The sequence below is a fragment of the Pseudoalteromonas umbrosa genome, assembly GCF_030125375.1.
Classification (GTDB): domain Bacteria; phylum Pseudomonadota; class Gammaproteobacteria; order Enterobacterales; family Alteromonadaceae; genus Pseudoalteromonas; species Pseudoalteromonas umbrosa.
On the sequence record NZ_JASJUU010000002.1, the window covers coordinates 345,450 to 370,964 of the forward strand.

24 protein-coding genes are annotated in these 25,515 nt (G+C 42.4%); 15 read left to right on the forward strand and 9 right to left on the reverse strand.

What is annotated here, in order from left to right; genetic code table 11:
* Window positions 1–4: 4 nt before the first annotated feature.
* Window positions 5–1,093, forward strand: coding sequence for an efflux RND transporter periplasmic adaptor subunit (locus QNM16_RS08805; protein WP_284020132.1), 1,089 nt, complete (start codon window positions 5–7; stop codon window positions 1,091–1,093).
* 181 nt (window positions 1,094–1,274) lie between these two features.
* Window positions 1,275–2,210: a glycoside hydrolase family 16 protein gene (locus QNM16_RS08810; RefSeq protein ID WP_284020133.1), complete on the forward strand. Its 936-nt coding sequence runs from the start codon at window positions 1,275–1,277 to the stop codon at window positions 2,208–2,210.
* Here QNM16_RS08810 and QNM16_RS08815 read toward each other — a convergent pair.
* On the reverse strand, window positions 2,207–3,841 hold the full coding sequence (locus QNM16_RS08815; protein ID WP_284020134.1) for a winged helix-turn-helix domain-containing protein: 1,635 nt from the start codon (window positions 3,839–3,841) through the stop codon (window positions 2,207–2,209). The genes QNM16_RS08810 and QNM16_RS08815 overlap by 4 nt on opposite strands.
* Before the next feature lie 388 nt (window positions 3,842–4,229).
* Here QNM16_RS08815 and QNM16_RS08820 point away from each other — a divergent pair, with 388 nt between their 5' ends.
* The 6 genes from QNM16_RS08820 to QNM16_RS08845 all read left to right on the forward strand — a co-directional run bounded on the left by QNM16_RS08820 (window position 4,230) and on the right by QNM16_RS08845 (window position 11,991).
* The gene (locus QNM16_RS08820) at window positions 4,230–6,191 is read left to right on the forward strand and encodes an FAD-dependent L-amino acid oxidase (protein ID WP_284020135.1); all 1,962 of its coding nucleotides are present in this window, start codon (window positions 4,230–4,232) and stop codon (window positions 6,189–6,191) included.
* Window positions 6,192–6,264: 73 nt separating this feature from the next.
* On the forward strand, window positions 6,265–8,055 hold the full coding sequence (locus QNM16_RS08825) for an alpha-keto acid decarboxylase family protein (RefSeq protein ID WP_284020136.1): 1,791 nt from the start codon (window positions 6,265–6,267) through the stop codon (window positions 8,053–8,055).
* A 154-nt stretch (window positions 8,056–8,209) separates the two neighbouring features.
* The gene (locus tag QNM16_RS08830) at window positions 8,210–8,911 is read left to right on the forward strand and encodes a spondin domain-containing protein (RefSeq protein WP_284020137.1); all 702 of its coding nucleotides are present in this window, start codon (window positions 8,210–8,212) and stop codon (window positions 8,909–8,911) included.
* Between the two features lie 10 nt (window positions 8,912–8,921).
* A complete protein-coding gene (locus QNM16_RS08835; RefSeq protein ID WP_284020138.1) occupies window positions 8,922–9,716 on the forward strand; it encodes a spondin domain-containing protein in 795 nt (264 codons plus the stop codon).
* Window positions 9,717–9,790: 74 nt separating this feature from the next.
* Window positions 9,791–10,522 carry a response regulator transcription factor gene (locus QNM16_RS08840; protein WP_284020139.1) on the forward strand — a complete coding sequence of 244 codons (732 nt, stop codon included), beginning with the start codon at window positions 9,791–9,793 and terminating at the stop codon, window positions 10,520–10,522.
* On the forward strand, window positions 10,519–11,991 hold the full coding sequence (locus QNM16_RS08845; RefSeq protein WP_284020140.1) for a HAMP domain-containing sensor histidine kinase: 1,473 nt from the start codon (window positions 10,519–10,521) through the stop codon (window positions 11,989–11,991). The genes QNM16_RS08840 and QNM16_RS08845 overlap by 4 nt, the downstream gene beginning before the upstream one ends.
* A 23-nt stretch (window positions 11,992–12,014) precedes the next feature.
* On the opposite strand, the gene QNM16_RS08850 is transcribed toward QNM16_RS08845, so the two are convergent.
* Window positions 12,015–13,403: an MATE family efflux transporter gene (locus QNM16_RS08850; protein ID WP_284020141.1), complete on the reverse strand. Its 1,389-nt coding sequence runs from the start codon at window positions 13,401–13,403 to the stop codon at window positions 12,015–12,017.
* Between the two features lie 226 nt (window positions 13,404–13,629).
* On the opposite strand from QNM16_RS08850, the gene adhP reads away from it, so the two are divergent.
* Window positions 13,630–14,643: an alcohol dehydrogenase AdhP gene (gene adhP / locus QNM16_RS08855; RefSeq protein WP_284020142.1), complete on the forward strand. Its 1,014-nt coding sequence runs from the start codon at window positions 13,630–13,632 to the stop codon at window positions 14,641–14,643.
* A 57-nt stretch (window positions 14,644–14,700) separates the two neighbouring features.
* Here the strand turns inward: adhP and QNM16_RS08860 are convergent, their stop codons facing one another.
* Both QNM16_RS08860 and QNM16_RS08865 read right to left on the reverse strand, forming a co-directional pair.
* On the reverse strand, window positions 14,701–15,114 hold the full coding sequence (locus QNM16_RS08860) for an ACT domain-containing protein (RefSeq protein ID WP_284020143.1): 414 nt from the start codon (window positions 15,112–15,114) through the stop codon (window positions 14,701–14,703).
* Window positions 15,115–15,157: 43 nt separating this feature from the next.
* Complete coding sequence (locus tag QNM16_RS08865) at window positions 15,158–15,379, reverse strand: hypothetical protein (protein ID WP_284020144.1); 222 nt, start codon at window positions 15,377–15,379, stop codon at window positions 15,158–15,160.
* Window positions 15,380–15,527: 148 nt separating this feature from the next.
* On the opposite strand from QNM16_RS08865, the gene QNM16_RS08870 reads away from it, so the two are divergent.
* A complete protein-coding gene (locus tag QNM16_RS08870) occupies window positions 15,528–16,238 on the forward strand; it encodes a hypothetical protein (RefSeq protein ID WP_284020145.1) in 711 nt (236 codons plus the stop codon).
* On the opposite strand, the gene QNM16_RS08875 is transcribed toward QNM16_RS08870, so the two are convergent.
* From QNM16_RS08875 to QNM16_RS08895, 5 genes are all read right to left on the reverse strand, one after another.
* Window positions 16,230–16,844 (reverse strand): GNAT family N-acetyltransferase, encoded by a 615-nt coding sequence (locus tag QNM16_RS08875; protein WP_284020146.1) that lies wholly within the window; start codon window positions 16,842–16,844, stop codon window positions 16,230–16,232. The genes QNM16_RS08870 and QNM16_RS08875 overlap by 9 nt on opposite strands.
* Entirely contained in the window at window positions 16,828–17,553 is a 726-nt protein-coding gene (locus QNM16_RS08880) for an SIR2 family NAD-dependent protein deacylase (protein ID WP_284020147.1), read from the reverse strand. The genes QNM16_RS08875 and QNM16_RS08880 overlap by 17 nt, the downstream gene beginning before the upstream one ends.
* Before the next feature lie 84 nt (window positions 17,554–17,637).
* Window positions 17,638–18,132: a proteasome subunit alpha gene (locus QNM16_RS08885; RefSeq protein ID WP_284020148.1), complete on the reverse strand. Its 495-nt coding sequence runs from the start codon at window positions 18,130–18,132 to the stop codon at window positions 17,638–17,640.
* A 315-nt stretch (window positions 18,133–18,447) separates the two neighbouring features.
* On the reverse strand, window positions 18,448–18,924 hold the full coding sequence (locus tag QNM16_RS08890) for a winged helix-turn-helix domain-containing protein (protein WP_284020149.1): 477 nt from the start codon (window positions 18,922–18,924) through the stop codon (window positions 18,448–18,450).
* 183 nt (window positions 18,925–19,107) lie between these two features.
* Window positions 19,108–20,007, reverse strand: coding sequence for a DMT family transporter (locus QNM16_RS08895; RefSeq protein WP_284020150.1), 900 nt, complete (start codon window positions 20,005–20,007; stop codon window positions 19,108–19,110).
* A gap of 406 nt (window positions 20,008–20,413) precedes the next feature.
* Here QNM16_RS08895 and QNM16_RS08900 point away from each other — a divergent pair, with 406 nt between their 5' ends.
* The 5 genes from QNM16_RS08900 to QNM16_RS08920 all read left to right on the forward strand — a co-directional run bounded on the left by QNM16_RS08900 (window position 20,414) and on the right by QNM16_RS08920 (window position 25,394).
* The gene (locus QNM16_RS08900; RefSeq protein WP_284020151.1) at window positions 20,414–20,713 is read left to right on the forward strand and encodes a hypothetical protein; all 300 of its coding nucleotides are present in this window, start codon (window positions 20,414–20,416) and stop codon (window positions 20,711–20,713) included.
* A 117-nt stretch (window positions 20,714–20,830) separates the two neighbouring features.
* Entirely contained in the window at window positions 20,831–22,231 is a 1,401-nt protein-coding gene (locus QNM16_RS08905) for a hypothetical protein (protein WP_284020152.1), read from the forward strand.
* Window positions 22,232–22,339: 108 nt separating this feature from the next.
* A complete protein-coding gene (locus QNM16_RS08910) occupies window positions 22,340–22,786 on the forward strand; it encodes a hypothetical protein (RefSeq protein WP_284020153.1) in 447 nt (148 codons plus the stop codon).
* A gap of 116 nt (window positions 22,787–22,902) precedes the next feature.
* Complete coding sequence (locus tag QNM16_RS08915) at window positions 22,903–23,964, forward strand: bifunctional nicotinamide-nucleotide adenylyltransferase/Nudix hydroxylase (protein WP_284020154.1); 1,062 nt, start codon at window positions 22,903–22,905, stop codon at window positions 23,962–23,964.
* Between the two features lie 56 nt (window positions 23,965–24,020).
* Window positions 24,021–25,394: a nicotinate phosphoribosyltransferase gene (locus QNM16_RS08920; RefSeq protein ID WP_284020155.1), complete on the forward strand. Its 1,374-nt coding sequence runs from the start codon at window positions 24,021–24,023 to the stop codon at window positions 25,392–25,394.
* Window positions 25,395–25,515: the final 121 nt, after the last annotated feature.

Here is a 25,515-nt window from a genome sequence, read left to right on the forward strand (position 1 = left end):
GACAATGCGTACAACATACTTAACTGCCAAACTCTTCTCCTTTGCTTTGACATGTAGCGCACTCATGATGAATGCCACCAGCCATGCTGCGCTCCCAGTATCTGTTGAGTCAGTTACTCAAGCGCCATTATCTAGCTCGCTTGCGGTCAGTGCTACCTTATTTGGTAAGCAAGACGTGGTTATTACTTCGGGGCTTGCTGGACGATTGTTGTTTGTTGCAGAGCCTGGGCAACAAGTAAAACAGGGAGATGTCTTAGTTCGCATGGATACCTTACCTCTGGAACTTGAGCAAGCTCGTCAACAAGAAATGCTGGAGCGCGCAAAAGTAAATCTTAGGTTTCATAAGCAAGAACTCAACCGCTTACAGAAGCTTGCTAAAACAAACAGTGCTGCAGCGACACAGGTAGATCGTGTACAGAACCAACATGATTTGGCCCTCTCTGATATTGCTCTTGCTGAAATTGAACTTCGAGTTATTGCTGATAAACTATCTAGAGCAACAATTAAAGCCCCTTTTACTGGCGTAGTCAGTGAGCGATTTAAACGTGCAGGTCGAGAAGTCAGCCGTGCAAGCGATTTACTTAACTTTGTAGATATTTACAACCTAGAAGCTCGGCTGTATGTTCCCGTTAAATACTTACATTATCTCAAGCCCGGTATTTCTCTCCCATTTCAAAGTGGCGATTTAAGTAATCCAATAAAAAATACAGCTACAATAAGCAGTGTTATCCCTGCAACCGACCCTCGTTCACAAACAGTCGAAGTCAGGGCTGACATAGAGACTGATCCTCAGCATACATACGCAGTTGGCCAGCTTGTCGATGTAACTGTACCACTAGAATCAAAGCAATCTGTGCTTTTGATTAATCGCGACGCTTTAATTATCCGCCAGCAAGGTATCCATATTGTTAAAATCTCTGATGAAAACACAGTTCAGCAAATCCCTGTGCGTGTCGGTAAAGGTGAAGGAAAGCTAGTCGAAATCAAAGCTATGGATATCGCCCGTCAGTTAAACATCGGCGACCGCATCGCGGTTCGAGGCGCTGAGCGCTTAACAGATGGACAAGAGGTAGACGTTCAAAACAACAACTAAAATCCAAATTACTAGCCCAATGAGCCTGCTTATGGATGAGTAAGGTTCATTTTTATATTATTAAAAATCATATATTTAATATTTTTTAATAAATTAGATTAAGTAAATTTCAGTAAGTTTAATTCGCCCTTTCTTTATCTGTACAACAAGCTAGCTCCAAACAAAAAATGGAGTAAACTAGATGCTAACGCAAAAAATCTTAATGAAAGCACAACTTAGCTTATTGGTTGCAGGTACAATTGGTATTTGCACAACAGCCCATAAAGCCAACGCAAACTCACCTCAAATCATGTTTGATGATTTTAGTTATCGTCAGTTTTCTGATGCGCAAAAAAATGGCTGGCAAATTCGTGACGAAGTCGGCCACCCAGGGATTAAAAACGCAACTTGGTGGAAAGAAGGCGTGACTTTCCACCCTGACCCTATCAATCACAACAATACAGTAATGCGCATTACCGCGAAAACTGATGGTACGGCAGAGAATACGCGCCACACACAAGTGTGCCACAATCGAAAATATAAAGAGGGAACCTATGCTGCACGAGTCTATTTTAATGACGCGCCGCAGTATGGACCAGACGGGGACGCCGTCATACAAACGTTTTATGCCATTAGCCCTTTAAAAGCACCGATGGATAAAAACTACAGTGAAATGGATTTTGAATACCTGCCCAACGGTGGCTGGGGAACCGAACGCTTGGCTCTATTTGCCACTTCTTGGGAAACCTTTCAATTGACACCTTGGACTAAGGTCAACGCATATGACTATCATATCGAGTCACTACAAGGGTGGAACACACTGGTTTTGCAAGTCGCCAATAATACGCTGAAATACTATGTAAATGGGCACTTATTTGCTGAGCATGGCCCAGAGGTTTATCCAGAAGTCCCTATGTCAATTAACTTTAACCAGTGGTTTGATCCTAATAAGTTGGTGCAATCTACGCAAATGCGCCAATACTATCAAGATGTCGACTGGGTCTATTTTATCAAGGATAAAGTCGTTAAACCGACAGCCGTTGTCAAAGCAGTAGAGCAACTAAGAAAGTTCAAAGTCACGCAGCGAGATACAGTGCCTGACTGGAGCCCAAAACAGCCTGATTACTGCAGCCTTTAATTCACTGTGTGAATAGGCACATGGGCAAACCAAGCCTGTACTCTGGCGATGAGTTGTGGGCTATCTGCTAGGTGAGCGATATCTAGCGCCTGTTGCGCCATTGTGTGCGCACGGGCTTTTTGCCCCAAATCGCGATACATATCTGCCTGAGCTAACAATACCCAAACTTGATTGGGCCGAGCATTACTTTCATTAGCAACTTGCATCGCTTTGGTGAAATAGAGTTTAGCCTCACTGATCTCTTCTTGAGCAATGGCTATTTTCGCTAGCTCTATCAAAGCCGTAGTTTGCCCATATCGCCCATGAAAGCTGTCGTGATAATCTAATGCTTCCAATAGCCATCTGGTCGCCTCACTATATTGACCTTGTAAACGTTTAATTTTACCCAGCTCTTCATACGAGTAAGCAATAAATAACCTGTCTTGGCTGGATTGAGCCAACCCTTTTGCCCTCGCTATGTATTGCTCTGCTAAATCTAACTCTTGCTGCCTATTGTCACCTTGAGGCCAATGGATCAATAGGTAACCGATCAGTAAATTAGCACGTAAATGTTCTTTTTTACTCACTGAGTTATCTTCTAGCAATAAACTGTCTTGAAGCAAATTGATCGCTTCGGGCAACCTGTAAGTGTTGGCTAAACTGCCGGCTAAATACCGCCTTGCAGCTAACATATTGGGTTGCTCAACTAACGCACTTTGAAACAACACAATGGCAGCTTCATAATCACGCTTTAAAAATGCATTTACCCCCTTTGCAAAAGCTTGATTACTAAAAGCGCCTTCATAATGTTTACCAATTGTAACTTCTCGCTGATCAAACTTATCCGCCAATGTACTAATCAACTGATTTAATGCATCGTCAACACTGTGGGATAAAATCACACCTTGCTGTGGGCCATGCTGAGAATGCAAAGTGTAATGTAACTGCAAGTCTTCAGGGTAACCTGTCAATCGAGTTTGTACTATGAGTTGTGCTTCGAGCTTTTGCTGAAGTTTAAACACCAGCTGTGCTATAGGCGCCGTATGTCGGAGCTCACTTTGCTGTAAGTGTTCAATTGCCAATAACACTTCATCAGTATCGCTCACTGCCAACTCGGTTTGTTGAGCAAGCCCATAAGTCAGGTGATCCATCCCCTTTATCGGCACCCAGTCATGCAGTTTATCAGGCATATCGTTATCTACAGGGAGAAATGCAACACGAGGTAACTGCTGTGTACTGGATTTATCCAAGATATAATGTGCCAACCCAGCTACTAATATCAACGCTAAAAACACCAAAGCTAAAATACGGATTGGAATAAACGCTTTAAGTTGAAACGGCTTTTGTACACGCTCGATTTCAGCTACCCAACGGTATCCATTTTTAGGAAAAGTTTTAATCGTATTGGGACCGAGAATATCTCTTATCTCTTTGATTGACTGTACCAAAACTTGATCTTGTACAACTAAATCGCGCCATATGATTTCAAGTAACTCATGCTTAGTCACTACACGATCGGCATTTTCAACTAATACAGTCAAAACTTGTAAGGTTTTTGCGCGGATCTCATGCCGCTTTCGTTGCTGTGTGTCTAAGGTATAAACCACACCGCGAACTAGGTCGACTTCCTTGTTATCAATTTTAAAGCGCATGACTTTACACCATTAGGTTGGCTTTCGCGTTAATTTAATATAACCATATGTTTTGCATATAGTTTGCCTCATTGTTTAAATGCACTCAAGCATCATAAGATAATCTTCAGTCGACATATTTTTTAACTAGGGCTCTCACCTTATAGATCGAAAAACACATTCAACCTCACAATCACAAAGTTAACCTTTGTGCTACATTTAGTTTGAATTATTCAAATTCGCCGTGCGATAGCACTTCATAAGGCCATTAATCAACTTACATAATTAATGTAAAGCTTTATATAAATCGCAGATTTAACTATCTGCTTTTGCAGCACAGTCGCAGTAGTCGTTTATAGGAGTAGTCGTCTGCCAAAGTAGACTTAACCATCAAGGCTAAGGAAAAACTATGACACATTACACATTTGGCAAAGAGATCACGGATAAACCCCTCCCATCTAAAGTAAAAGTCGCCATTGTTGGCGCGGGTATGTCAGGTCTATATAGTGCCTGGCGATTACAGCAAGAAGCGCAAGTACAAGATCTGGCTATATTTGAACGCTCAAATAGAACCGGTGGACGTTTAGACTCCGATCTGATCGAATTTAATAATCTGCGTTCAGATCAGCCAAAAACTATCACTGTTAAAGAAGAGCAAGGCGGCATGCGCTTTTTGTTTGATGGAATGGACGACTTAATGGCACTGTTCTTGAAGCTTAACTTGCAAAATGACATAGTTCCTTTTCCGATGAACAGCGGCGGAAACAACCGTTTATTCTTTCGCGGTGAAAGCTTTAGCGTGACAGACGCGCAGCAAGATAATTATGCTATCTGGTCACACTTATATAACCTTGATCAATCTGAGCAAGGTGTGAACCCCAAAGACATCGTTAATGTCGTGTTTAATCGTATATTAGAGGCTAACCCACAGTTTCAGCAACGCCCTGAAGTCAGGGGCCCTGAGTTTTGGCAAGCGTTTAGATTAGAATGTCAGTGGCAAGGACAAACGCTTAATGAGTGGACCTTGTGGGACCTTTACACCAATATGGGCTACTCACAAGAGTGTATAAATATGCTCTATCGTGTACTTGGGTTTAATGGCACCTTCCTATCGCAAATGAACGCGGGGGTTGCATATCAACTCCTAGAAGACTTTCCTGCCAATGTACAATTTAAAACCTTTAAAGACGGCTTTAGTACATTACCTAATAAACTCGTGGAAGAAGTAGGCACTGATAATATTCACTTACAAACTAGTATTGAAGAAATCGACTTTGCTGAAGAATCTGGGCTGTATTCATTACACTATAGCCACACTGATGAACACGGGAAAACACACAAAGGGGTCGTGCAAGCAGAAAAAGTGATATTGGGTCTACCCAGACTTGCGCTTGAAAAACTGTTTGTTCGCTCCAACGCATTTAACCAACTCGACAAGGAAAAATCTGAGCAACTTTGGAATACACTGCAGTCTGCCAGCAACCAGCCGCTGCTAAAAATTAACCTGTATTATGACTCTGCATGGTGGGGTCGTGGCACCACTGGCCGGCCCGCCGTTGAATTTGGTCCTAACTTTGCCGACTTACCTACGGGATCAGTATACCCTTTCTATGCCGTCAATGATGAATTAGCCGCAGCGCTTATGTATCAAGAGCGAACAACGCACCCTTCAAAAGATGTACAAGCTAAATTAGACCGTATCGGCAATGACAAATACGAGAGACCTGCCGCATTAACCATCTATTGCGACTATTTAAATATCAACTTCTGGAGCAACTTACAAAACATTGGCGAGACTTACCATCACCCGAATCAAAGTCATTATGTACAAGATGTCCCAGATGATATCTATCCAGCGTCGACAGCTGTTGTAGCTCAGGCAACAAAATTCTTCAAAGAAATATTTAACACCCACTACGTACCAGAACCGATCCTAACCAGTGCACGTATTTGGGAGGGTAGTACCAAATTTGATATCCCAGCAAGCCGACAATTTGGTTATGGCGTTCACCAATGGGCGGTTGGTGCAAATGATAAAGAAGTCATGGAAACACTCAGTGAACCATTGCCAAACCTATATACATGTGGTGAAGCATTCTCTGATTATCAGGGCTGGGTTGAAGGTGCACTACGTTCAACTGATTTGGCATTAGAAAAAAGCTTTGGTTTGAAACCATTTAGCCAAGTGTATTTTGAAAATACCAACATTCACGCTGCGGATGCAATCAAAGCAATTTACGAGGAAAACTCTAGCAAGCTCATCAACCAGTACATTGAGACTAACTTCTCAGCAAATGCAGCGCCAATAGACCAAACACAAGACTTTGATAGTGTTATCGGTGTTGACCTTTGCTACTTCGATACCAAGTAATCGACAATATCAACGCGGCGGCTAAGCAAATCGCTGAGCCGCTATTTTTGCGAACTAATCTGAGAATTTAGTTATGAGTTCATGTTTCAAAGAATATACGGTAGCAGACTATTTCAAAGACCGGCTGGAAGAAATTGGCGTTGATCACATGTTTGGCGTCGCTGGCAATTACACCGCGGGTTTACTTGATACTATTTTGGCCGACAGCCAATCCCCCATCACTATTAAAGGCAATGCCAATGAGATTTGCGCTGGGTTTGCCGCCGATGCGTATGCCAGACTAAAAGGCCCCTGCGCCGCTTATGTTACATACAGCGTCGGTGCATTTAGCCTACTCAACACCATCGCCGGTTCTTATGTTGAGCAGGTTCCGGTTATTTTAATCAATGGAGCTCCCACCAATAAAGAAGACCAAATATCAAAGTGCCAAGGTTTGCTTTATTCCCATACTACAGGGTATGAGTTTGTCGATATTCACATGTTTCGCCCAGTCACCGTGGCCGCAGAGCGAATCACCAATGCACTACAGGCCCCCTATCAAATCGACTCGGCATTAACAGCATTGCTCAGTGAGCAGCGTCCCATCTATTTTGAAGTCACCGAGGATATTTGGCGTAGCCCGTGTCAAAGACCACAAGGGCGAGTCAGAGAGCGGCAAAATGATACGCTCACAGTCAGCTGTGCCAAACAAGCAGCCGAAGCAACCCTAAAGCTTATGCTATCAAAACCGAAAAGCATATTTTGGGCCGGCATTGAACTGCAACGCCTAGAGTTGCAAGATGAGTTTCTCAATTTAATGGAAGTGATCAACCGCCATCATGCCATGCCCGATGGACAGATACATTTTGTGACCTCTGCATTGAGTAAGTCCGTCATTGCTGAAACACACCCTTGGTTTGAAGGCTGCGTGACACTCTCCCCATCGGAAGTAAAAGATCTGGTTGGAGAAGATGGCGTGTTAATCGGTATAGGTGCATGGACAACGGGTAAAGATACTGGCAATCAAGATATTCGTAGCAGCAACACCATATTATCGGCTCATAAAGGTGTCTATGTGGGTGCTGACTTTTATCCATCGGTCCAACTTAAAGACTATTTATTATTCCTCACAGAGGCCTTTGAGAAATTAGCTAAAGAACAGCCAGCCCAACTTAGCGGCATTCGCAAACCAATGCCAATAAGCAGCATGCCTACGCCAGAGCAGCAATTGGGCTATGATAGCTTTTTTTCTGCAATCAGCAGCTGGCTATCAGAAGAGGATGTTTTAATTGTGGATGCCGGCTTCCCACTGATCGGTGCCCAAAAGGTTAAAATTCCGTCTCGAAATGGCTTTGTTGCACAAGCCGCTTGGTTATCGATAGGTTACTCTGTGCCAGCTGGCACAGGCGTAAAGTGTGCTTACCCAGATAAGCGCTCCATTGTGGTGGTCGGCGATGGCGCCTTTCATGAAACCTGTCAAGCGGTGGCCGATCAACATGCATATGGACAAAATACCGTTGTGTTTGTCTTGGCAAACGGTATCTATGGTATCGAGCAATACCTTGTAAATCCAAATCCATTTCGAGATCCGCCGGTAGATTACCAAGATAAACTACTCAACACAGTTTATAGCTACAATGATCTGCCTGCTTGGAACATAGCTAAGTTACCGGACGCCTTTGGTGGTAAGGGGATCAAAGTCACCACTGTAGCACAGCTGCTCAATGCACTAGAAGAAGTTCGCCAGCACGACAACACCAACTATGTTGTTGAGGTGTGTATACCAAAAGAAGATACCCCTTCAAGCATCACAGCCGAAGCGCCAACGGCCGTAGGAGAAGATGAAATATGCAACCCTCAATGGCCGCCAGCCGGTAAATTTTAACCCCCGATACCAGCCCAAGTGGCTGGTTTTGACTTTTTTGAGCTTGCATTAAAAAATGATCTTACTGTGATAAATTTGTGATAATTGAGGGAGGCTTTCGCAATAATTGCCCTGCATGCTTAATGTTGTCAATTACAAACAACAAGAGCCAATTATGAAAACACGTATTCTATCACTCATCGCAGGCACACTTCTTAGCTCCGGTGCTGCACATGCAGCCTCGCTTGAAGTGAAGGTTACTAACCTAACCCAAGGAATATACTTCACCCCTATACTCATTTCTGCGCACACCAAGGATGCCATGTTATTCAATGTTGGAGACACAGCATCCGATGAGCTTGAAGCCATGGCCGAAGGCGGCAGCTTAGACGGTCTTAATACCATATTAACAGGCATAAATGCGAATACTGCCCTAAACCCTGCTGGAGGCTTACTCGCGCCCGTGACAAGTACGACAACAAATTTAGAAACCACCGATGGCAACGATAAGCTGTCTATCGTTGCCATGATGTTACCAACCAACGACGGCTTTATAGGACTCAATAGTTGGCAGATCCCAACTGAAGCAGGCACCTATCATGTCTATCTGAACGCATATGATGCAGGTACAGAAGCCAATGATGAATTGGTAGTAGACGGTTCCGGTGCACCGGATGTGCCGGGTATTCCAGCATCTCCAGGTGTTGCACCAGGCACCAATGGCTCTGGTGTAACGGCTGATGAAGCCAATGACATGATACATATTCATAGAGGCAACCTAGGCGATGATAATGCAACAGGCGGTAGCAGTGATTTACACAATACTGTGCACCGTTGGTTAAACCCAGTTGCTAAAGTGACTATTACAGTAAAATAAGGTGGCTATCATGAAACTCTCTAAATTGATTATACCGATTGCTTGCCTGACTCTGGTTGCTTGTAGTGATAATGACGATGAGCCGACTATGGTTGTTGAAACTCCAGCACCGGCACCCACGCCAGATCCAACGCCGGACCCAGCGCCTGATCCAACTCCAGACCCGACACCTGATCCAACGCCGGACCCAACACCTGATCCTGAGCCTAGCGAGGCCATGTTAAAAGTCACTGTGACAAACATGACTTATGCCCAACCTCTGTCCCCTGTAGGTGTAGTATTACATAAAGAAGGGCAGCTTTGGGAAATTGGCCAACCAGCCAGTGAAGCGCTTGAAAAAATGGCCGAAAGTGGAGACAACAGTGAACTTCTAGCATTAGGAGTAGTGCAGAGTAAAACTTCTGGAGAAGGGGTGTTACCCCCGGGGGCAAAAACAGAACTTATGTTGTCGCAATCTTCTCTGGATGAACAAAAATTATCATTATTTACTATGATGGTGAATACAAATGACGGCTTTACCGGTCTTAATGCCTTAGATGTGTCTTCTATGGCTGTAGGTGATGAGATGCACTATGTCACCTATGCGTATGACGCTGGTACTGAAGCGAATTCAGAAACCAGTGGCACCATTCCTGGCCCCGCTGACAATGGGGAAGGGTTTAATGCGCAAAGAGAAGAACTGAACAAGGTTGCCATGCATCCTGGTGTTGTCGGTCAAGACGATGGTCTGACGAATTCTGTGTTAAGCAGCGCTCATAAATTTGACAACCCACTGATGTCAGTGACCATTATGAGAACCAAATAGCCTCCTACTCGCCCCGGCAACCGAGTAGCTGGGGCGTGTTTGCTTGTGCAATATCACAGGCAGGAGGTTAGTCTATGCATCAACGCGTGCTCATTGTCGAAGACGATTTAGACATCGCTCGTTTACTTCAAGTACATTTAAACGAGCTTGACCTTGAAGTTGATCACCTTGCGACTGGAGAAGGTGTTATGTCTCAACTAACGCAACAACACTATGCCATTGTATTGTTAGACGTCATGCTACCAGTCGTTGATGGTTTAACATTGTGCAGAGAAATAAAAACACTCCACCCCAAAATCAGTGTTGTCATGTTAACTTCAAAAAGCAGCGAGATGGACCGCGTCATAGGTTTGGAGGTGGGGGCCGATGACTATATATGTAAACCCTGTAGTTATCGTGAGTTTCAAGCCCGTATCAAAGCACAGTTAAGACACATAAAGCTGTTAGAAGCACAACAGTCTATTGAAATACCTAAGGGTGTTTCGGCACCAATAAAACTGGGTGATCTGCAAGTTGATCCACACTGCCATGAAGTATCTTTACATCAAAAGATGTTGGAGCTAACCGCAACTGAGTTTGAGCTTATGCTATTTTTCGTCAAACACCCCAATCAGGTATTTTCCCGTGCGCAATTACTGGAGTCTGTTTGGGGCTACGACCATTTAGGCTATGAACATACCGTCAATTCTCATATTAATCGTATACGGACCAAAATAGAAAAGCTCACTGACCAAGCGATCATCGAAACCGTTTGGGGCGTTGGCTATAAACTCAACTCTAAGCCTTTGCAACAGGACAGGTTATGACCTTTTCACTCTATCACCGTCTTGCGCTAATCATTACTGGTGTATTCATGCTCACAGTCTCTGCGTTTGTGTTCTGGACACAAAACCTTTCTTCTATTTCCAGAGCCCAAGCGGAGCAACAATTACATTTAGGGCTTGCCGAGCATTTAGCGCAAGATAACCCGCTACTTAAGCAAGGCGTCTATGATTACAAAGCACTTGAGAACTTGTTTCATACACTGATGGTACTTGGACCTGCATTTGAATTCTATTTTGTCGACCCAAGTGGCAAACTTCTTACTTTTTCAGCAAAGCCCGGTGAAGTAAAAAGGCAATCTGTTGATTTAAGACCGCTTATTCAGCTTATTAACGAGCCGACCAAGCTGCCCGTATATGGTGATGACCCGCGTTCGGTTGAGCAAAACAAAATATTTTCCGTCTCCCCCGTGTATAACGGAGACAAGCTACAAGGATACTTATATGTCATTATCGGCTCATCAATTGCCGACTCTATCAGCGCGCATATAAAAAGCTCTGAACAATTAGCGCAAAGCATCGCTTGGCTAATCGCCATGGCCGTTTTTCTATTTGCCATTTTGTTGCTGCTATTTCGTACCATGACTCGACCACTAAAACGGCTTAGCCAATTTATTCAAAAAGTTGAAAAAAATGATTTTGATATGCAGTCCATTAACACATTAGTTTGGCCATCCAAACACAACGAAATTCATCTCGTCGGGCAAAGTGTCAACAGCATGCTAGAAACGATAAATCAGCAAATGACGCAGCTAACCGCCATAGATGAACAACGTCGCAAGCTGTTAGCGCATCTATCTCATGATTTGCGTACGCCACTTGCGTCACTACAAGGTTACTTAGAGCTCATAGAAAAAAATCCTCCGACGGGCAGCAATGAGCAAGAGTACCTTGCGATTTCGCTTAAAAACTGCAATCAGTTAAAAAGCCTCATCGATCAGATTTTTGAACTTGCTCATTTAGAATCAGGACAGTCTAAAGTCAACTTTGAAGTGTTTAATCTTGGCGAGCTTATTTATGACGTACTCGCTAAGTTCGCATTAAAAGCGCAAAAAGCAGATATATCATTAAGTGTGTACCCAGTTGAATGCGACTTTACCGTCTACTCTGATATTGCAAAGTTAGAGCGAATTCTCAGCAATTTAGTTGAAAATGCACTGCGCCATACACCAGCAAAAGGCAATATTTGTATCTCAATTTGCGCCACCGAAAAAGCTTACAGTATCGCCGTGCAAGATACAGGCGTTGGAATAAGCCCCAAAGAGTTACCTTATATTTTTGAAGCGCGTTATCAAGCGAGTAATACACGCGGCTGTAAAAAGTCTCATGCAGGCCTTGGACTTGCCATCACAGCACGACTCATCGAACTCATTAAATCCGAGATCAAAGTTAATAGTCGCCTCGGCCAAGGCAGCGAATTTGTTTTTCAAGTCAGAGGGGCTGATGCTTCATAGTAATGCTGAATTATTAGCTATATCTAAACTCGATAAGATGGACGCTGCTGAACTTCATATTCACCATAGGGCATAAACTGCACACCCTTTTTGTGCAATTCTCTTTTAAGTAAAAAATGACTGACAACCGCTTGTATGTATACAGAACCTGCGGATATTAGCCATATTGTTTCTAAGCTAATGTTAGTGATTATGGACAATGTGATCACTGGCGCTGAAAATAAAATAAACCGGAACACTGTGCTCAACAATGCAGGCCAAACATTCCCTAATGCTTTAAACATGGCTGACACGGTAAGTACATATCCAGCAGGTATGAAGTTAAAGCAAACATAGCTTAAAAAACCAGTCGCGACGGCAGCAATCTCTCGTTCATTTGAAAAAGGCGTAATGAAAACATCAGCGTAAAACACACATAGCCCATTTAAAATCAGCATCAATCCACAAGTCATCCACGCCATTTGATGATAGGTATTTAAAACACGGGAGGGATTGCCAGACGCAAAATTTTGCCCTGCAATTGCAGGGCCGGCTAACGCCACAGCCATAGCGGGTAAAAATAGTGCCTGCATCACTCTAACCCCCACACCAAAACCTGCTTGTGCAGAAGAATCAAAATCACGCAAAACCAAGTAAATGACGGACATATAAAAAAATGTGAATAGCAGCTCACCACCCGCAGGTAGACCTACCCCTATAATACGTTTAATTTCCACCCCATTTGGCAAGCATTGCTTAAAGGTCAAACGTAAATAACGCTCTTTATATTTCAAATATAAGCACAGTGCCAAAAAGCCCAATGCCATAGCAATTGAGCTAGCAATTGCCGCACCGGCTACCCCGAGCGCCATGCCAAAGACTTTGCCTGTGATAAGTAGAGGAGACAGCAACATGTTGATGATTACAGCAATAATATTAATCAATATGGGTAGCTTAACAACGCCTGTTCCCCTCAATGCTGCAGCAATAGCAGTGATAGGAAACTGAAGCACTAATGCAGGCAAAAACCAGTAAAAATAATCTAGACTGGCTTCTAACGTCACAGTATCTGGTGCCAAAGTACCAAAGTAAACAGGTGCTGCAAATAGCCCAAATAATATCATGCCAATCATGCACAAGATGGATATGAGTATGCCTTGATTAAACAAAATATTGGCATGCTGTTTATCTTTTCGCCCTACAGCATGAGAGATCAATGTACCCATACCCACATTAAGTACTTGCGTTGCAGCCAAGACAAAAAAGACTAACACGCCAACGCTCCCTACCCCAGCTAAGGCGGCGCTGCCCAATTGACCCACAAAATAAAGCTCAACCATAAAATTTAAAGTATGTATAAACATACCCATCATAATGGGCACACTCATGGATGTGAGGTGCTTATATATCTCACCCTGTGTTAAATCCTTCAATTTAATTCCTTATACTTTGGCACGGGCTGTACCGATTCGATTATGTCCACTTTAAGGCATAGCAAAAAAAAAGACAGAGAAACAATTTCACTTTGAAGGTGAACTTAAACACGATACCCATTTCATCAAGCGTAAAACATTGCGCCGGATCAACCCCAACAGTTCAAAACTAGATACACTCAATGTCAGCACAATCAATTGTCTTCTATTTACAAAAGGATCTACCATGAAAGCAGCCGTTGCTCATGAATTTAAAGCGCCGCTGTGCATAGAGACTGTTGCACAGCCACAAATCCAACCTGGAACAGTTTTAGTTAAAATCGCAGCTTGTGGGGTATGTCACACCGATTTACACGCCTGTCATGGCGATTGGCCTGTAAAACCAAAAATGCCGCTTATCCCCGGTCATGAAGGTGTTGGCGTCATTGAAAAGAAAGCAGATGATGTCCACCATTTAAAGGTTGGCGATAAGGTTGGTATCCCTTGGTTACACTCAGCGTGTGGACATTGTGAGCACTGCTTACAAGGAGACGAAAACCTCTGTCCTCAGCAGCAAAATAGCGGCTACTCAGTTGATGGTGGCTATGCTGAATATTGTTTAGCTGATGCCAACTATGTTGTGAAAGTGCCCGCTGATTTGGGGTTTGTCGAAGCTGCGCCTTTGTTCTGTGCAGGCGTTACAACCTATAAAGCACTCAAGGTCAGTGAAGCTAAACCGGGGCAATGGGTATCTATTGTTGGCATTGGCGGGCTTGGGCATTTAGCAATTCAGTACGCTAAAGCCATGGGCTTAAATGTGATTGCAGTGGATACGGGTGACAATAAACTTGCTCTGGCCAAAGAGCTCGGGGCCGATCATTATATCGACTATCAAAAAACCGACCCTGCTACGCATATTCAATCAAATTTTGGCGGCGTGCAAGCGGTTATCTGTACAGCTACCTCAAAAAACGCTTTTGACAGTGCATATCAAAGTGTCAAACGCGGCGGTAAATGCGTTTTGGTTGGACTTCCCAATGATTCACTACCGATCCCTATCTTTGATACGGTATTAAAAGGGATCAGTGTTATAGGCAGTATCGTCGGAACGCGGCAAGATCTCATCGAGTGTCTTGAGTTTGCCGCCGCTGGAAAAGTTCGTGCCATTGTACAAACTCAACCTCTAGCCAATATCAATCAAGTCTTTGATCAAATGCTAGAAAACGATATTCAAGGACGCATTGTGCTGACGCTAGATTAAATGCCCTGCTTTATCCCAACTTGCTAGGCTACAATGGTAGCCTTTTTTCATAAAAGACTACGTCTCTTGATGGCTTTCAGACAACTTTATTAAACACTGCAAGGCCTTGTCAGCACATTCGTTTTGTACAAAAATATGGTCATGATAATACCCTGCAACGACATTCGCACTGAGTCCTTCTTCTCCCAATGCTGTTGCGAATGAGGCAGTCAGGCCAACCGCCTCTAAGCTTGAATGCACATTTAAAGTAATACAGCGATAGTCCCCTTGATAATTGATACTCACCTCTTGTGCATACGTCTTGCTGGTGATCACAGTGATCCCCTCTTTTTCTCGGAACATACCGTGTATCTTGCTCAGCGAAAGATCCACTAGTTGCCGCTCCGATACAACACAATAGACATACAACTGCGTAGATAAAACAGGCTCCATACTGGCTAGCAGCACCGATAAATTGGTTTCTCCCGACATAGTTTTACTCTCTTTATTGTTATTTTAAATATCAAGTGATGCATTAATCTTCTTCAGATTTTTGCTTTTTCCGCTGTTCTTGCTTGGCTTTATCTATATTCTTAAATTGTGGCGGCGGAATTGGAAATAGCGCAATTAAAGGCATTAAAGCCATAAATAAAAAAGCGCCTTTGGGCATTTTCTTGGCCCAACTCACCGCACGATACATGAATATAACAACACCGAATATGCAAAGCATGATCAGCACGCTAGTTTGCCAGTCCATACTCGTTAGTCCTTTGTTAAACTGTTACATTGCTATGTGGTCACTCTGTATCTTTTTCAAGCTAAGGGAATTTTCGCGAGTTTTTATGGTGTAAAAAAAAGAGTAAGATTACGATAGTCATCGCATCGCTGCTAGGAGATAAACATTCATGACGCAGGCATCCAAAAATCAAACCCAAGACCAAGCCATTGCTGAGTTAATCTTAGCTATTCGAAGCAAAGAGCTGTCAAAAATACTCTCTGCATATCAAGTGCAAGATGACAAAGGCCGTGCTGCACAACTTAAATTTTGCTATGAAACCGGTGAATCGCAACCTAATCGTTATGCCGATTATCAGAATATCGCTGCACAATGTATCGCAGCGCATGGTCTGCCTTCAGGAATTATTGCCGGGCTAAATAATAATGACAGAGTGAATTTTTTTATGCCCGCACTGCAAGCATCGGACTCATTCACACAGACAAATCATCAAGGCAATACTTTTTTACACGCCTTATTTGCCAATACAGAGCAGTCCCCTCCCCCGTTTAATTTCATTCGTTCATTATTATTATTTGAACGCAATGAATCACTGGCTAATACACTACGCGTGCGTAATCAAAACAAGTTAACGCCATTGGAGTGCTATTTTATTTATAGTCTCGATGAACAACTGCTGCCCGAACATGAACTCACAGCCCTGTTTGCGCTAATTGAGGCAGAGCAATCAGACAATACACCTGTACTTAAAAATAACCTAGCTCAAGTGAAAGCCGCCATGAAAAACCGTAACATCACGCTTAATGCACAAAATCAAACGCTACTGATTGTCGCAAGCTATTATCAAGTCGATATCAACCAAGTGTGTCAGTTACACTAACTGCTTATTCTCAAACTCATCACGAGTCACCCCATATAAACAGTGCGACTGTAAAACATGCCCATCTGGTAAATCTGGATGGGCAAAGTTTTTATTTAAATTCGTCATACCTAAGCGTCGCATCAATTGTTGCGATGGTCTATTTTGTAAAGCCGTGAACGCGTAAACCTGCTCCACAGACAATAACTCGAACGCAAATTTCAGAGCCGCTTGAGCAGCTTCATATGCATACCCTTGGCCCCAAAAATCACGATGTAACCGCCAACCGATCTCCATAAAAGGATGTTTTGGATTTACCCTTGTTTGCCAATGTAACCCTACAAAGCCAATAAACCTGTCTGTGCTTGGGCTAGTGACTGTAACTTCATTACCCTCTTGCAACTCTACAGCCCAAAAACCGTAACCACGCTCATCTATCAGTGCTGCAATTTTATCACACAGCGCATTGCTTTCATCGATGTTTAATTTAGATGGAAAGTAACGCATCACCTCTGGATCTGCATTCATTTGTGCAAAACGGCCTTTATCAATTTCTTGCCATTGTCTCAGTACGAGGCGCTTAGTCACTAATTCAGCAACACCGTGATACTCAGGTATCTTTGCCATACGCTATATATTCCTTTGCAGTCATAGGAAAGTATTTAACTTGGCTATGCAAGATATGAGTTGGCTCTGGATCAACAACCTCTACCGGAATGTCTTTATGACGTGCAATATCTAACGCCATTTGCGTAATATTGACACTAAAAGATGTACCCATAAATACAATTTTACTGGCATCCCACATACGCTTTTGGGCTCTACCAATACCGTATAAATCAGTATAAAACTCATCAAACAGCAGCACAAAAGGCTTCAAAGAGACGTTAAGCTCCGGCCCTTTACTAGAAATTTTAAAGAGTTCTAACAAGGATGAAGTTAAATTAGTTTCATCAACTAAACCCCAAGGCGCTGTTTCTATCTCTACATCTTCTCCTTGAACGTGATATTTGGTCATTTTATCAATTCGGCCATGGATAGAAATGTAATCATCATTACCAGCTTTGCCATCTAACCCATCTATGTTCTGCGTTACCAATAATTTATCTGCTAGCCAATGATGCACTTCGTTTGGGCCATGATGCCGATATGTAACAAAGCGATGGTAATACCACTTTAAAAATTCAGTGGTATTTTCTTCATACATGGTACGTGTCGCCATTTGCTGAGGCGTATAGTTACGACTGCCAATTGTCCAAAAACCATCCTCGCCGCGAAATGTAGGAATACCACTTTCGGCACTTACACCAGCGCCGGTAATATATAGTGTCGTCATTTAAAATTACTCGACAAAAAATTAAACAGACAATTGAGTTTGGCACTTACCACAACACAAACCTAATAAGTATACTTTTAGCACTCAAACAACATTAGCATCAGGCATTAACTTTATATGTTGTGGCGCTGCGCAAAAAGGTAGCCATTTCGATGTATTTTTTAGACTAAAACTGTGCACGGTGCCGCCAGATGACTTATCTCTTTTACACGCATACTGAACAGCTTCCATTGCACTTTTTCCAAAGTCCATTGCAGCAATCGCCCAATTCGCACCAGAGCCAATCGCCCAATTCATCTGTAAAGGTTCTAAGAAACGTTTTCCATATCGGATTTCGCCGTAAAAAACTTCATCACGTTTATTAATAAAGAAAAATGTGCAATTTATCGCCTCAAAACAGTTTTTTTTCCAATTACTAAGTAAATGGTATATTTCTGTGCAATTACCTGTTGCAAAAACAAAACCATTATAAACGCGTTGGCACTTTTGTGCCTCGTCAGTCACGATACTTTGCGATGTGGTCGTTAAACTATCAACACAAATGATTTGCGTTGAGTGATGGTATGCTATCGTAGTCAAATAACACTCCTTTTGGTCAAAATAGCCTAGCACGCAGGCTAGCTTAAAGGCACCATTAAAAACAGGTCAGATATGTCCTAATATAACGCCTTTATTCCTATCTTTGACAAAAAAAATTAAACTAAGTTCTATGTTCTACGCTTTGATATAAACAAAACAAGCTCATATTGCTATTTTAACCAGCGAAGTGTTGTTCTTTAGTTTCTTGAGGAATATACGCATACTTTACTGCAAGATTTTCATCCATACCCCTTAAACTTAAAACCCTTTTAAATAATCATCCTTTCTGGTAGCGACTACATACCAAGGCGTTATTTAGGAAAACGCTAAAAAGCCCCCTATGGCAGCGACAGCAACAAACGCAGGAACAATGAGTCTCCAAGGCAACTGAGTAGTTATGCTTTCAGGTGTATGCTGTGCTGTGTTGATAGCCTCTGAGTCTGTACTAGAGTGTGTTTCGTTTTCTTGAGCAACATTAGATTCTTGCACGTGGCCATCCACAGGGTCACAAGGTAACTGCCATTGATAACCTTTTTTCGAAAAGGTCTTAATTGCTTCATCACCAAATAACGCTCTTAAATGGCCAATGTTTTGAAATACGACCTGCTCTGTAACCGTTCTCCCTGGCCACACCTCCTCTAATATCTCAACCTTACTGTGGATCTTATCTGGCTGCGTGATTAATAAAGCTAGAATTTGCGCGGGTTTCTCTTTTAGAGAGATTTTTCGTCCATCTTTTAATAACGTGAGCGCCTGAATATCAAATTGAAAGTCTTCGAATGCTAATTTCATTGTCCCTAAGCTTATAATTATAATTTTCACCGATGTTACTATTTTTACCACAGAATGTTATGGAAATTAAACCTGTTATTTCTTTGTGGTTTGAATTTCATACAATTTGTAATAAACACTGATTAAGTTAATATAATTGCAAACTTCGAAGGAAACTTATATAGCTCTCTCATCTTATTTGATTTAAGACGCCTTTTTATTGACCCGAAACAATCCGCTTATCTGTCCTCCAAACTGATATAAAGTCAGGCTTAAGATTATGATAATCGTACCTACCAATAACAATGGTGTAATCGACTCATTATTAATCTGAGCCCCTAATGTCATTGCAAGTCCTGGTGTGATCAAAGTTGTCAATGCAACGGTGCTGGCTTTCATTTTTTGTAAAATATGGAAATAAGCTAAAAATCCAAAGAACGAGCCAAAAATACCGAGGTACAAAGTTGACCACATTGACTTTTCACTCCATCTATCAACATCAAATGGTGCGCCCGCCAACAGCCACATAATCAAAAAGCCAGGAACAGCTACAATTAAGGAACCCAAAGTTGTCGCCATTGGGTGAATCACAATGCTAACTCGCTTTACAAGAATGCCACTAATACTAAAATTGATAGTCGCAAATAAGACGTATATCAGGCCTAAAGGCTCAATATGTAACTCTTGGAGTTGAGTAAAGCACACTAAAAACATGCCCACTAATGCCAAACCAAGCGCACATTTTTTTACCGTTGTAAACTTATCCTCTCCCAGAAGCTTCTGCGCTAATACCCCTGAGATAATAGGTGCCAAACCAAATACTAAAGATATGACACCGGAAGGAACTGTCTTTGATGCCAAATATGACAGCATCATACCAGCTAAAATCCCTCCGCCTGAATAGGCATATAAGCGCCATGCAGTGTTTGTCCAATGCATTTTAATTTTACAAAGCTTCACTACGACTGATGCGAGTATTAAAGCTATAACCATCCTTAGTAATACACTAGTAGTCGGTGCCATAGATGAGCTACTCCAGACAATTGTCAACGGTGTAGTAGACCAAATTAAAACGACAAATGCATAAGACAATTGCACGGGCATTTCTATTTATCCTTATCAATTAAGGACGATAAATGGGGTGATTTATTCAAGATAAGCTAACCGCATTCATCGTCGCGGTTAGAAAAACGCTAAACCGCTACACACCTAGCCATGTGACAGAGAGCCACTTGCAATTTATATGTGTATTGGAAAGCAATTTCATGGTGATTTCTTATTATCCTGTGAAGTAGAATGGTTACTATGTACCCTTCAATGGGCTGAGTCAATACGATTCACAAATAAAATCTGATAACCTCTCAAAGCAATTCAGATAGACAAATAAAAGAGCTTTAACATAGCATCGCTCAGTCATTAATTCAGAGTAATTTAAAAAATGTTTTTGGCCTATATTTTAGTAATTGTGCTTGTTAAGACGTCCCTTCTAGGCTTAGGTGCTATTAGCATCTTGCTCGCAGCACTCGCGCTATTAATTATAAAATATGCCCCATTAAAAATGGTGCAAACAACGAAAAATCAATTCAAAAAAATATACTTAGTAGTCCTATTTGGTCACTTAAGTGCTTATATCGGATTACTCATAAAGGCATTTTTTATCGATGGCGTTGAAGATATTCCAACATTTATTGTGAGTCATTTAGTGCTACACCATATTCTATGCGCATTGGTTGCAGGCGTTACAACATTTATGGCGCTGCGCATATTCATTGCAAAGCGCAGCCACAATAGCGCCACAATCAAACACTAATTTATTAAAGTTCATTATTGACTTATCCTTGAGCGTATTTTAGGCAAATCGTACCTAAAGAAATAACAGGGTTGGCCGATTAATAGATCAGTAAATCAGACTCTAAAGGATAAGGTGATGATTAATCGACTGGTCAATTCAGTTCATGGCAGTGCACATAGCTATTCTAACAACAATAAAAACACGCCTCTCAATTCAGCACTCAAAGATGCAGACTCAAGGTATGAATCGAATACATTACCCAGTGGCGCTGGTTATCATGTATCACTTTCAACTTCTCAAAACGACGATTTTTTCAAAGATGTCATAGATGATATATTCTTTAAAGCAATACCGGACTTGGTTTCTTTTGGCTATGTCAGTGTATACAGGGTTCAAGCTGATAGTTATGAGGAAAATAGGTTTCAATATGGAGAGCTCACAGAGCAAAGCGATATTGATGCATTCTTAGCACAAAAAGACAGACTATCCTCAGACGGACAAATTCGATTTTCATTTGTAAAACCCACGAAAGAATTACTCAATCTGAGCCAACGTTTAAATGACGATGAATTAGAAAAACTGGCCGAAGTCCTAACATCTGCGCCGCGCTATAATGAGTACACCAACTTAATCAGCGATCACAGTGAAGACATCGTCTCAACATTAAGCACATTATCAGATGATGTGCTCAGTAGTTCACTGGACGTTATGGCTCACTTAGTTCAACAAAATAAAGCACACGATAGAACGCCTCCCTTCACGCCTGAGGGGCTGCTAAGTGAGGATGGTATTGAAAGCCCATTGCTACGAGTTGAATACGGCCCATTTGAAGATCTGGGATTAAGGGAGTTAAACGATTACTCTTCTCACCTGATGCAATACGTTAAATTGCTTGATAACAATAAAATGCATGATGGCCAATTATTAGAACTCAATCAACATATTAGCCAAGGTGATTTTGTAACAAATGCAGGGTTCGTTGATATGGCCATTACCATCAAACCTTTTGAGCAAGACAGTTTCTTTGCCATGTTACAAGAAGTAGATAAGTCTAATAGTGAGAATATTTTCGCCATGCTAGGACAACAAACAGATAAATGGGCGCATACTCAGTACTTTATGACAGAAGACCAGGAATTTGTAGTACATCATGATGAAGATACCAATGAAAGCGAGCGCAGGGATTTGCATAAAAGCGTCTTGGAAGCGTATGAAAATAAAGGGCTAAGCTGGATGAATGAAGTCATTGAGCTTACTTTCGATACGCCCGCAGCGACTCACGGGGATATGTGGAAACAGCTTTTGCATGATGTAGAAAACCATCCAGATGGATTTATACATTCTGACTCCATTGAGGTTTGGGCAGAGAATAATATAGACACTATCAAGCAAAACTTTGTGCAGCAGCAGTTACAAAAAATCTATGCTTTCAACCTCGATTTATCTGTCCCGTACCAATTAGGCGAGTTGAAATACATCGAACCTGAAATTGAAGAAGTACTAGACAGAAATGATATCAAAAATAATGAAGAGTAAAGTAAAGATGGTTCTTGCCAGAAATAGCGAGTTATCATTCGCGCTTCCACATTATTTGCGCAATTAGTAGTCAAAATAAAATGACTAACCTGTTGGAGCTAATTGCCCATGATCACACAAGCTACGCAATCATATTCACACTCTGCACAAGCAAGTCGCCCTCAGATCACATTATCTGAGCAGCAAACAAGTACTATCAAAGAAACATTGGAACAGTTTGACCCTGAAAACTTGTCGGAAGCCGATGCACAAAGCATCGTAAACAGTTTCAGTGAAGCCGGTATTAAACCGTCAAAAGCATTGGCTGAGCAGATGTCTGAACTCGGCTTTGATGCCAAAGCAGTTGGCGAACTCGCAGGCGCACCAACAAAGCCCCCAAAAGACAAGTCTTCTCCACAAGTGGATTTAAAGCAAGTCGTGGATTATTTAAGTGACGCATTGTCCGAAAAAGATACTAATCAATTAAATGATGAGCAAAAGCAAGTACTCTTATCTGACTTAAAGTCTCAACTCGGTTTGCCTGAAGATGGAAACTTAGTGAATATTCATGTTTGAAATTTAAACGGTGTTGTGTCATTGTAGCGTTATCGAGTGGGAACCATTCGATAATCACAACGTAAGCGGGATAGACCTGCGTCGCGTTTTACAACAACAGCAAGGGGTTTGCTGCAATGACATTACAACACGATCAAAAGTACGACTTTCTCGTATTTATTGGCCGTTTTCAGCCTTTTCATCAAGGTCACTTAGCTGTGATACAAGAAGGGTTGATGCGTGCTGAACATCTTATCATTTTGTGTGGCTCTGCCCACCAGCCAAGAACAGTAAGAAACCCATGGACATGCTCTGAAAGAGAGTTAATGATCCGCGGTTCACTCACCACTGAACAAAACAATCGAGTCCACATCGCTCCTCTAATGGATACTGTCTACAACGACGATTCTTGGGTTCGTAACGTGCAAACAACCGTTAAAGGTATCATTACCGCGCAACATAAAGTGCCACACAAAACGCCTCAAGTAGGTTTAATTGGTCACAGTAAAGACCAGTCATCTTACTACTTAAACTTATTCCCCCAATGGGGATCGGTTCCTGTAGAAAACTACCAATCTATCTCTGCCACGCCAATTCGGAAGCAACTCTTTTCATCTCAAGGTGAAGATTTTTTAACTTCGCAAAATGCCCTAGTGTTACCTCACTTTGTGCGTGATACGCTAGACAAGTTTATGCGAACCGATGACTACTCTGCCATTCAAAGCGAGCATGACTTCATCGAAAAATATCGCCAAGCATGGCAAAACGCCCCTTACCCGCCGACATTTGTCACCGTCGATGCGGTGGTCGTACAAAGTGGCCATGTATTGCTAATTGAACGAAAAGCACGCCCTGGAAAAGGGCTGTGGGCGCTACCCGGTGGTTTTGTCGATGGCAGTGAAAAGCTTGTTGATGCTTGTTTGAGAGAACTCAGAGAAGAAACCAAGTTAAAGGTCCCTGCCCCGGTATTAATGGGGTCAATGAAGCAACAACAAGTATTTGATGACCCAAATAGATCGGCACGAGGACGCACTATCACTCATGCATTTTATTTTGATTTGGCGCCGAATAAATTACTGCCCAAAGTCAAAGGCGGGGATGACGCCAAGCATGCCATGTGGGTGCCGCTTGCAGAGTTAGAGCCAAGTAAATTATTTGAAGATCATTACTTTATCATTCAAGAATTAACCGGTATGTAAATGCCAATGCCGATTGGGATAGACCCAGTTAGCAAATAGATAGGAGGAACTCCATCATGACTAATATCATACTTAACGCAGATAGCTACAAAGCCTCACACTTTAAGCAGTATCCAGAAGGCACTAGCCAAGTATCTAGCTATATTGAGCCTCGAGGTGGGCAATATGACAAAGCGCTGTTTTTTGGTTTACAAATGTTCATTAAACAGTACTTAACTACCCCACTCACGCATCAAGATGTTGATGATGCTAAAACCATTTTAGAGGCCCATGGCGTGCCTTTTCATGAGGCTGGTTGGCGACACATAGTCGACAAACACCAAGGCTTGCTGCCCATAAAAATCCAAGCTTTATCTGAAGGGAGCGTTGTGCCTATCAGTAATGCATTGGTCCAAGTTATTAATACCGACCCCAAATGCGCATGGCTAACCAGCTATGTTGAAACCGCCCTACTGCGCGCAATTTGGTACCCAACCACAGTTGCCACTGTGTCTTACCACTGCAAACAAATTATTCAGCAATATTTGGCCGAAACGGCTGACTCACTAGATGGGCTTGAATTTAAGCTACATGATTTTGGTGCGCGCGGCGCAACCACTGAAGAGGCAGCTGCTGTGGGTGGCGCTGCGCACTTACTCAATTTTATGGGTACAGATACGCTCAGTGCCATTGTCGCTGCAAGACGATTTTATGACGCAACTATGCCAGGGTTTTCAATTCCTGCGGCAGAGCACAGTACCATTACAGCATGGGGTAAAAACGGCGAAAAAGCAGCATATGAGAATATGCTCAAACAATTTTCAGGCCCTGGAAAGCTCGTCGCAGTAGTCAGTGATTCATACGACCTTTGGCATGCTATCGATAACATCTGGGGCGATGAGCTGAAAGAGCAAGTAGAGCAAACAGGTGGCACTTTGGTGATCCGCCCTGACAGTGGCGAACCTGTAGAAGTGGTTACCAAAACCATCGAAAAGTTGATGGTAAAGTTTGGCTATCGCATCAATAGCAAAGGCTATCGTGTATTACCTGATTGCGTTCGTGTGATCCAAGGGGATGGCATTGCAGAAAACAGCATTCGCGAAATTTTACACACCATGAAAACCAAGCAACAAAGCGCTGAGAATATCGCATTTGGCATGGGCGGTGCGCTGCTGCAAAAACTCGATAGAGACACCATGCAATTTGCCATGAAAGCAAGCGCTGTCAAAGTCAAAGGCCTGTGGCATGATGTATTTAAAGATCCCATCACAGATCACGGAAAACGCAGTAAAAAAGGTCGCCTTGCAGTGGTTCACGATAAGGTTAAAGGGATGAAGACCATTCGTGAGAGTGATTTGGGCAACCGCGAGAACTTACTTAAAACTGTATTCAAAAACGGGCAATTATTGATTGAGCACAGCTTTGACGAAATCAAAGCGAACATCCGCTAATACAATGTTTAGTCACATAATGGCGTATGCCATTGTGTGACTTTTTTCCATTCAACACCAACAGTGAGTTCCGAAACTGGCCAGTAGTAGAGGGTAATTCGCATATACTTACCTCATTGAC

Coding starts and splice junctions, on each gene's coding strand:
- QNM16_RS08860 (WP_284020143.1), bottom strand. CDS start 15,114: ATGTCGGGAGAAACCAATTTATCGGTGCTGCTAGCCAGTATGGAGCCT.
- adhP (WP_284020142.1), top strand. CDS start 13,630: ATGAAAGCAGCCGTTGCTCATGAATTTAAAGCGCCGCTGTGCATAGAG.
- QNM16_RS08835 (WP_284020138.1), top strand. CDS start 8,922: ATGAAACTCTCTAAATTGATTATACCGATTGCTTGCCTGACTCTGGTT.
- QNM16_RS08865 (WP_284020144.1), bottom strand. CDS start 15,379: ATGGACTGGCAAACTAGCGTGCTGATCATGCTTTGCATATTCGGTGTT.
- QNM16_RS08805 (WP_284020132.1), top strand. CDS start 5: ATGCGTACAACATACTTAACTGCCAAACTCTTCTCCTTTGCTTTGACA.
- QNM16_RS08810 (WP_284020133.1), top strand. CDS start 1,275: ATGCTAACGCAAAAAATCTTAATGAAAGCACAACTTAGCTTATTGGTT.
- QNM16_RS08920 (WP_284020155.1), top strand. CDS start 24,021: ATGACTAATATCATACTTAACGCAGATAGCTACAAAGCCTCACACTTT.
- QNM16_RS08815 (WP_284020134.1), bottom strand. CDS start 3,841: ATGCGCTTTAAAATTGATAACAAGGAAGTCGACCTAGTTCGCGGTGTG.
- QNM16_RS08820 (WP_284020135.1), top strand. CDS start 4,230: ATGACACATTACACATTTGGCAAAGAGATCACGGATAAACCCCTCCCA.
- QNM16_RS08880 (WP_284020147.1), bottom strand. CDS start 17,553: ATGACGACACTATATATTACCGGCGCTGGTGTAAGTGCCGAAAGTGGT.
- QNM16_RS08875 (WP_284020146.1), bottom strand. CDS start 16,844: ATGGCAAAGATACCTGAGTATCACGGTGTTGCTGAATTAGTGACTAAG.
- QNM16_RS08890 (WP_284020149.1), bottom strand. CDS start 18,924: ATGAAATTAGCATTCGAAGACTTTCAATTTGATATTCAGGCGCTCACG.
- QNM16_RS08870 (WP_284020145.1), top strand. CDS start 15,528: ATGACGCAGGCATCCAAAAATCAAACCCAAGACCAAGCCATTGCTGAG.
- QNM16_RS08910 (WP_284020153.1), top strand. CDS start 22,340: ATGATCACACAAGCTACGCAATCATATTCACACTCTGCACAAGCAAGT.
- QNM16_RS08915 (WP_284020154.1), top strand. CDS start 22,903: ATGACATTACAACACGATCAAAAGTACGACTTTCTCGTATTTATTGGC.
- QNM16_RS08840 (WP_284020139.1), top strand. CDS start 9,791: ATGCATCAACGCGTGCTCATTGTCGAAGACGATTTAGACATCGCTCGT.
- QNM16_RS08905 (WP_284020152.1), top strand. CDS start 20,831: ATGATTAATCGACTGGTCAATTCAGTTCATGGCAGTGCACATAGCTAT.
- QNM16_RS08895 (WP_284020150.1), bottom strand. CDS start 20,007: ATGCCCGTGCAATTGTCTTATGCATTTGTCGTTTTAATTTGGTCTACT.
- QNM16_RS08845 (WP_284020140.1), top strand. CDS start 10,519: ATGACCTTTTCACTCTATCACCGTCTTGCGCTAATCATTACTGGTGTA.
- QNM16_RS08830 (WP_284020137.1), top strand. CDS start 8,210: ATGAAAACACGTATTCTATCACTCATCGCAGGCACACTTCTTAGCTCC.
- QNM16_RS08825 (WP_284020136.1), top strand. CDS start 6,265: ATGAGTTCATGTTTCAAAGAATATACGGTAGCAGACTATTTCAAAGAC.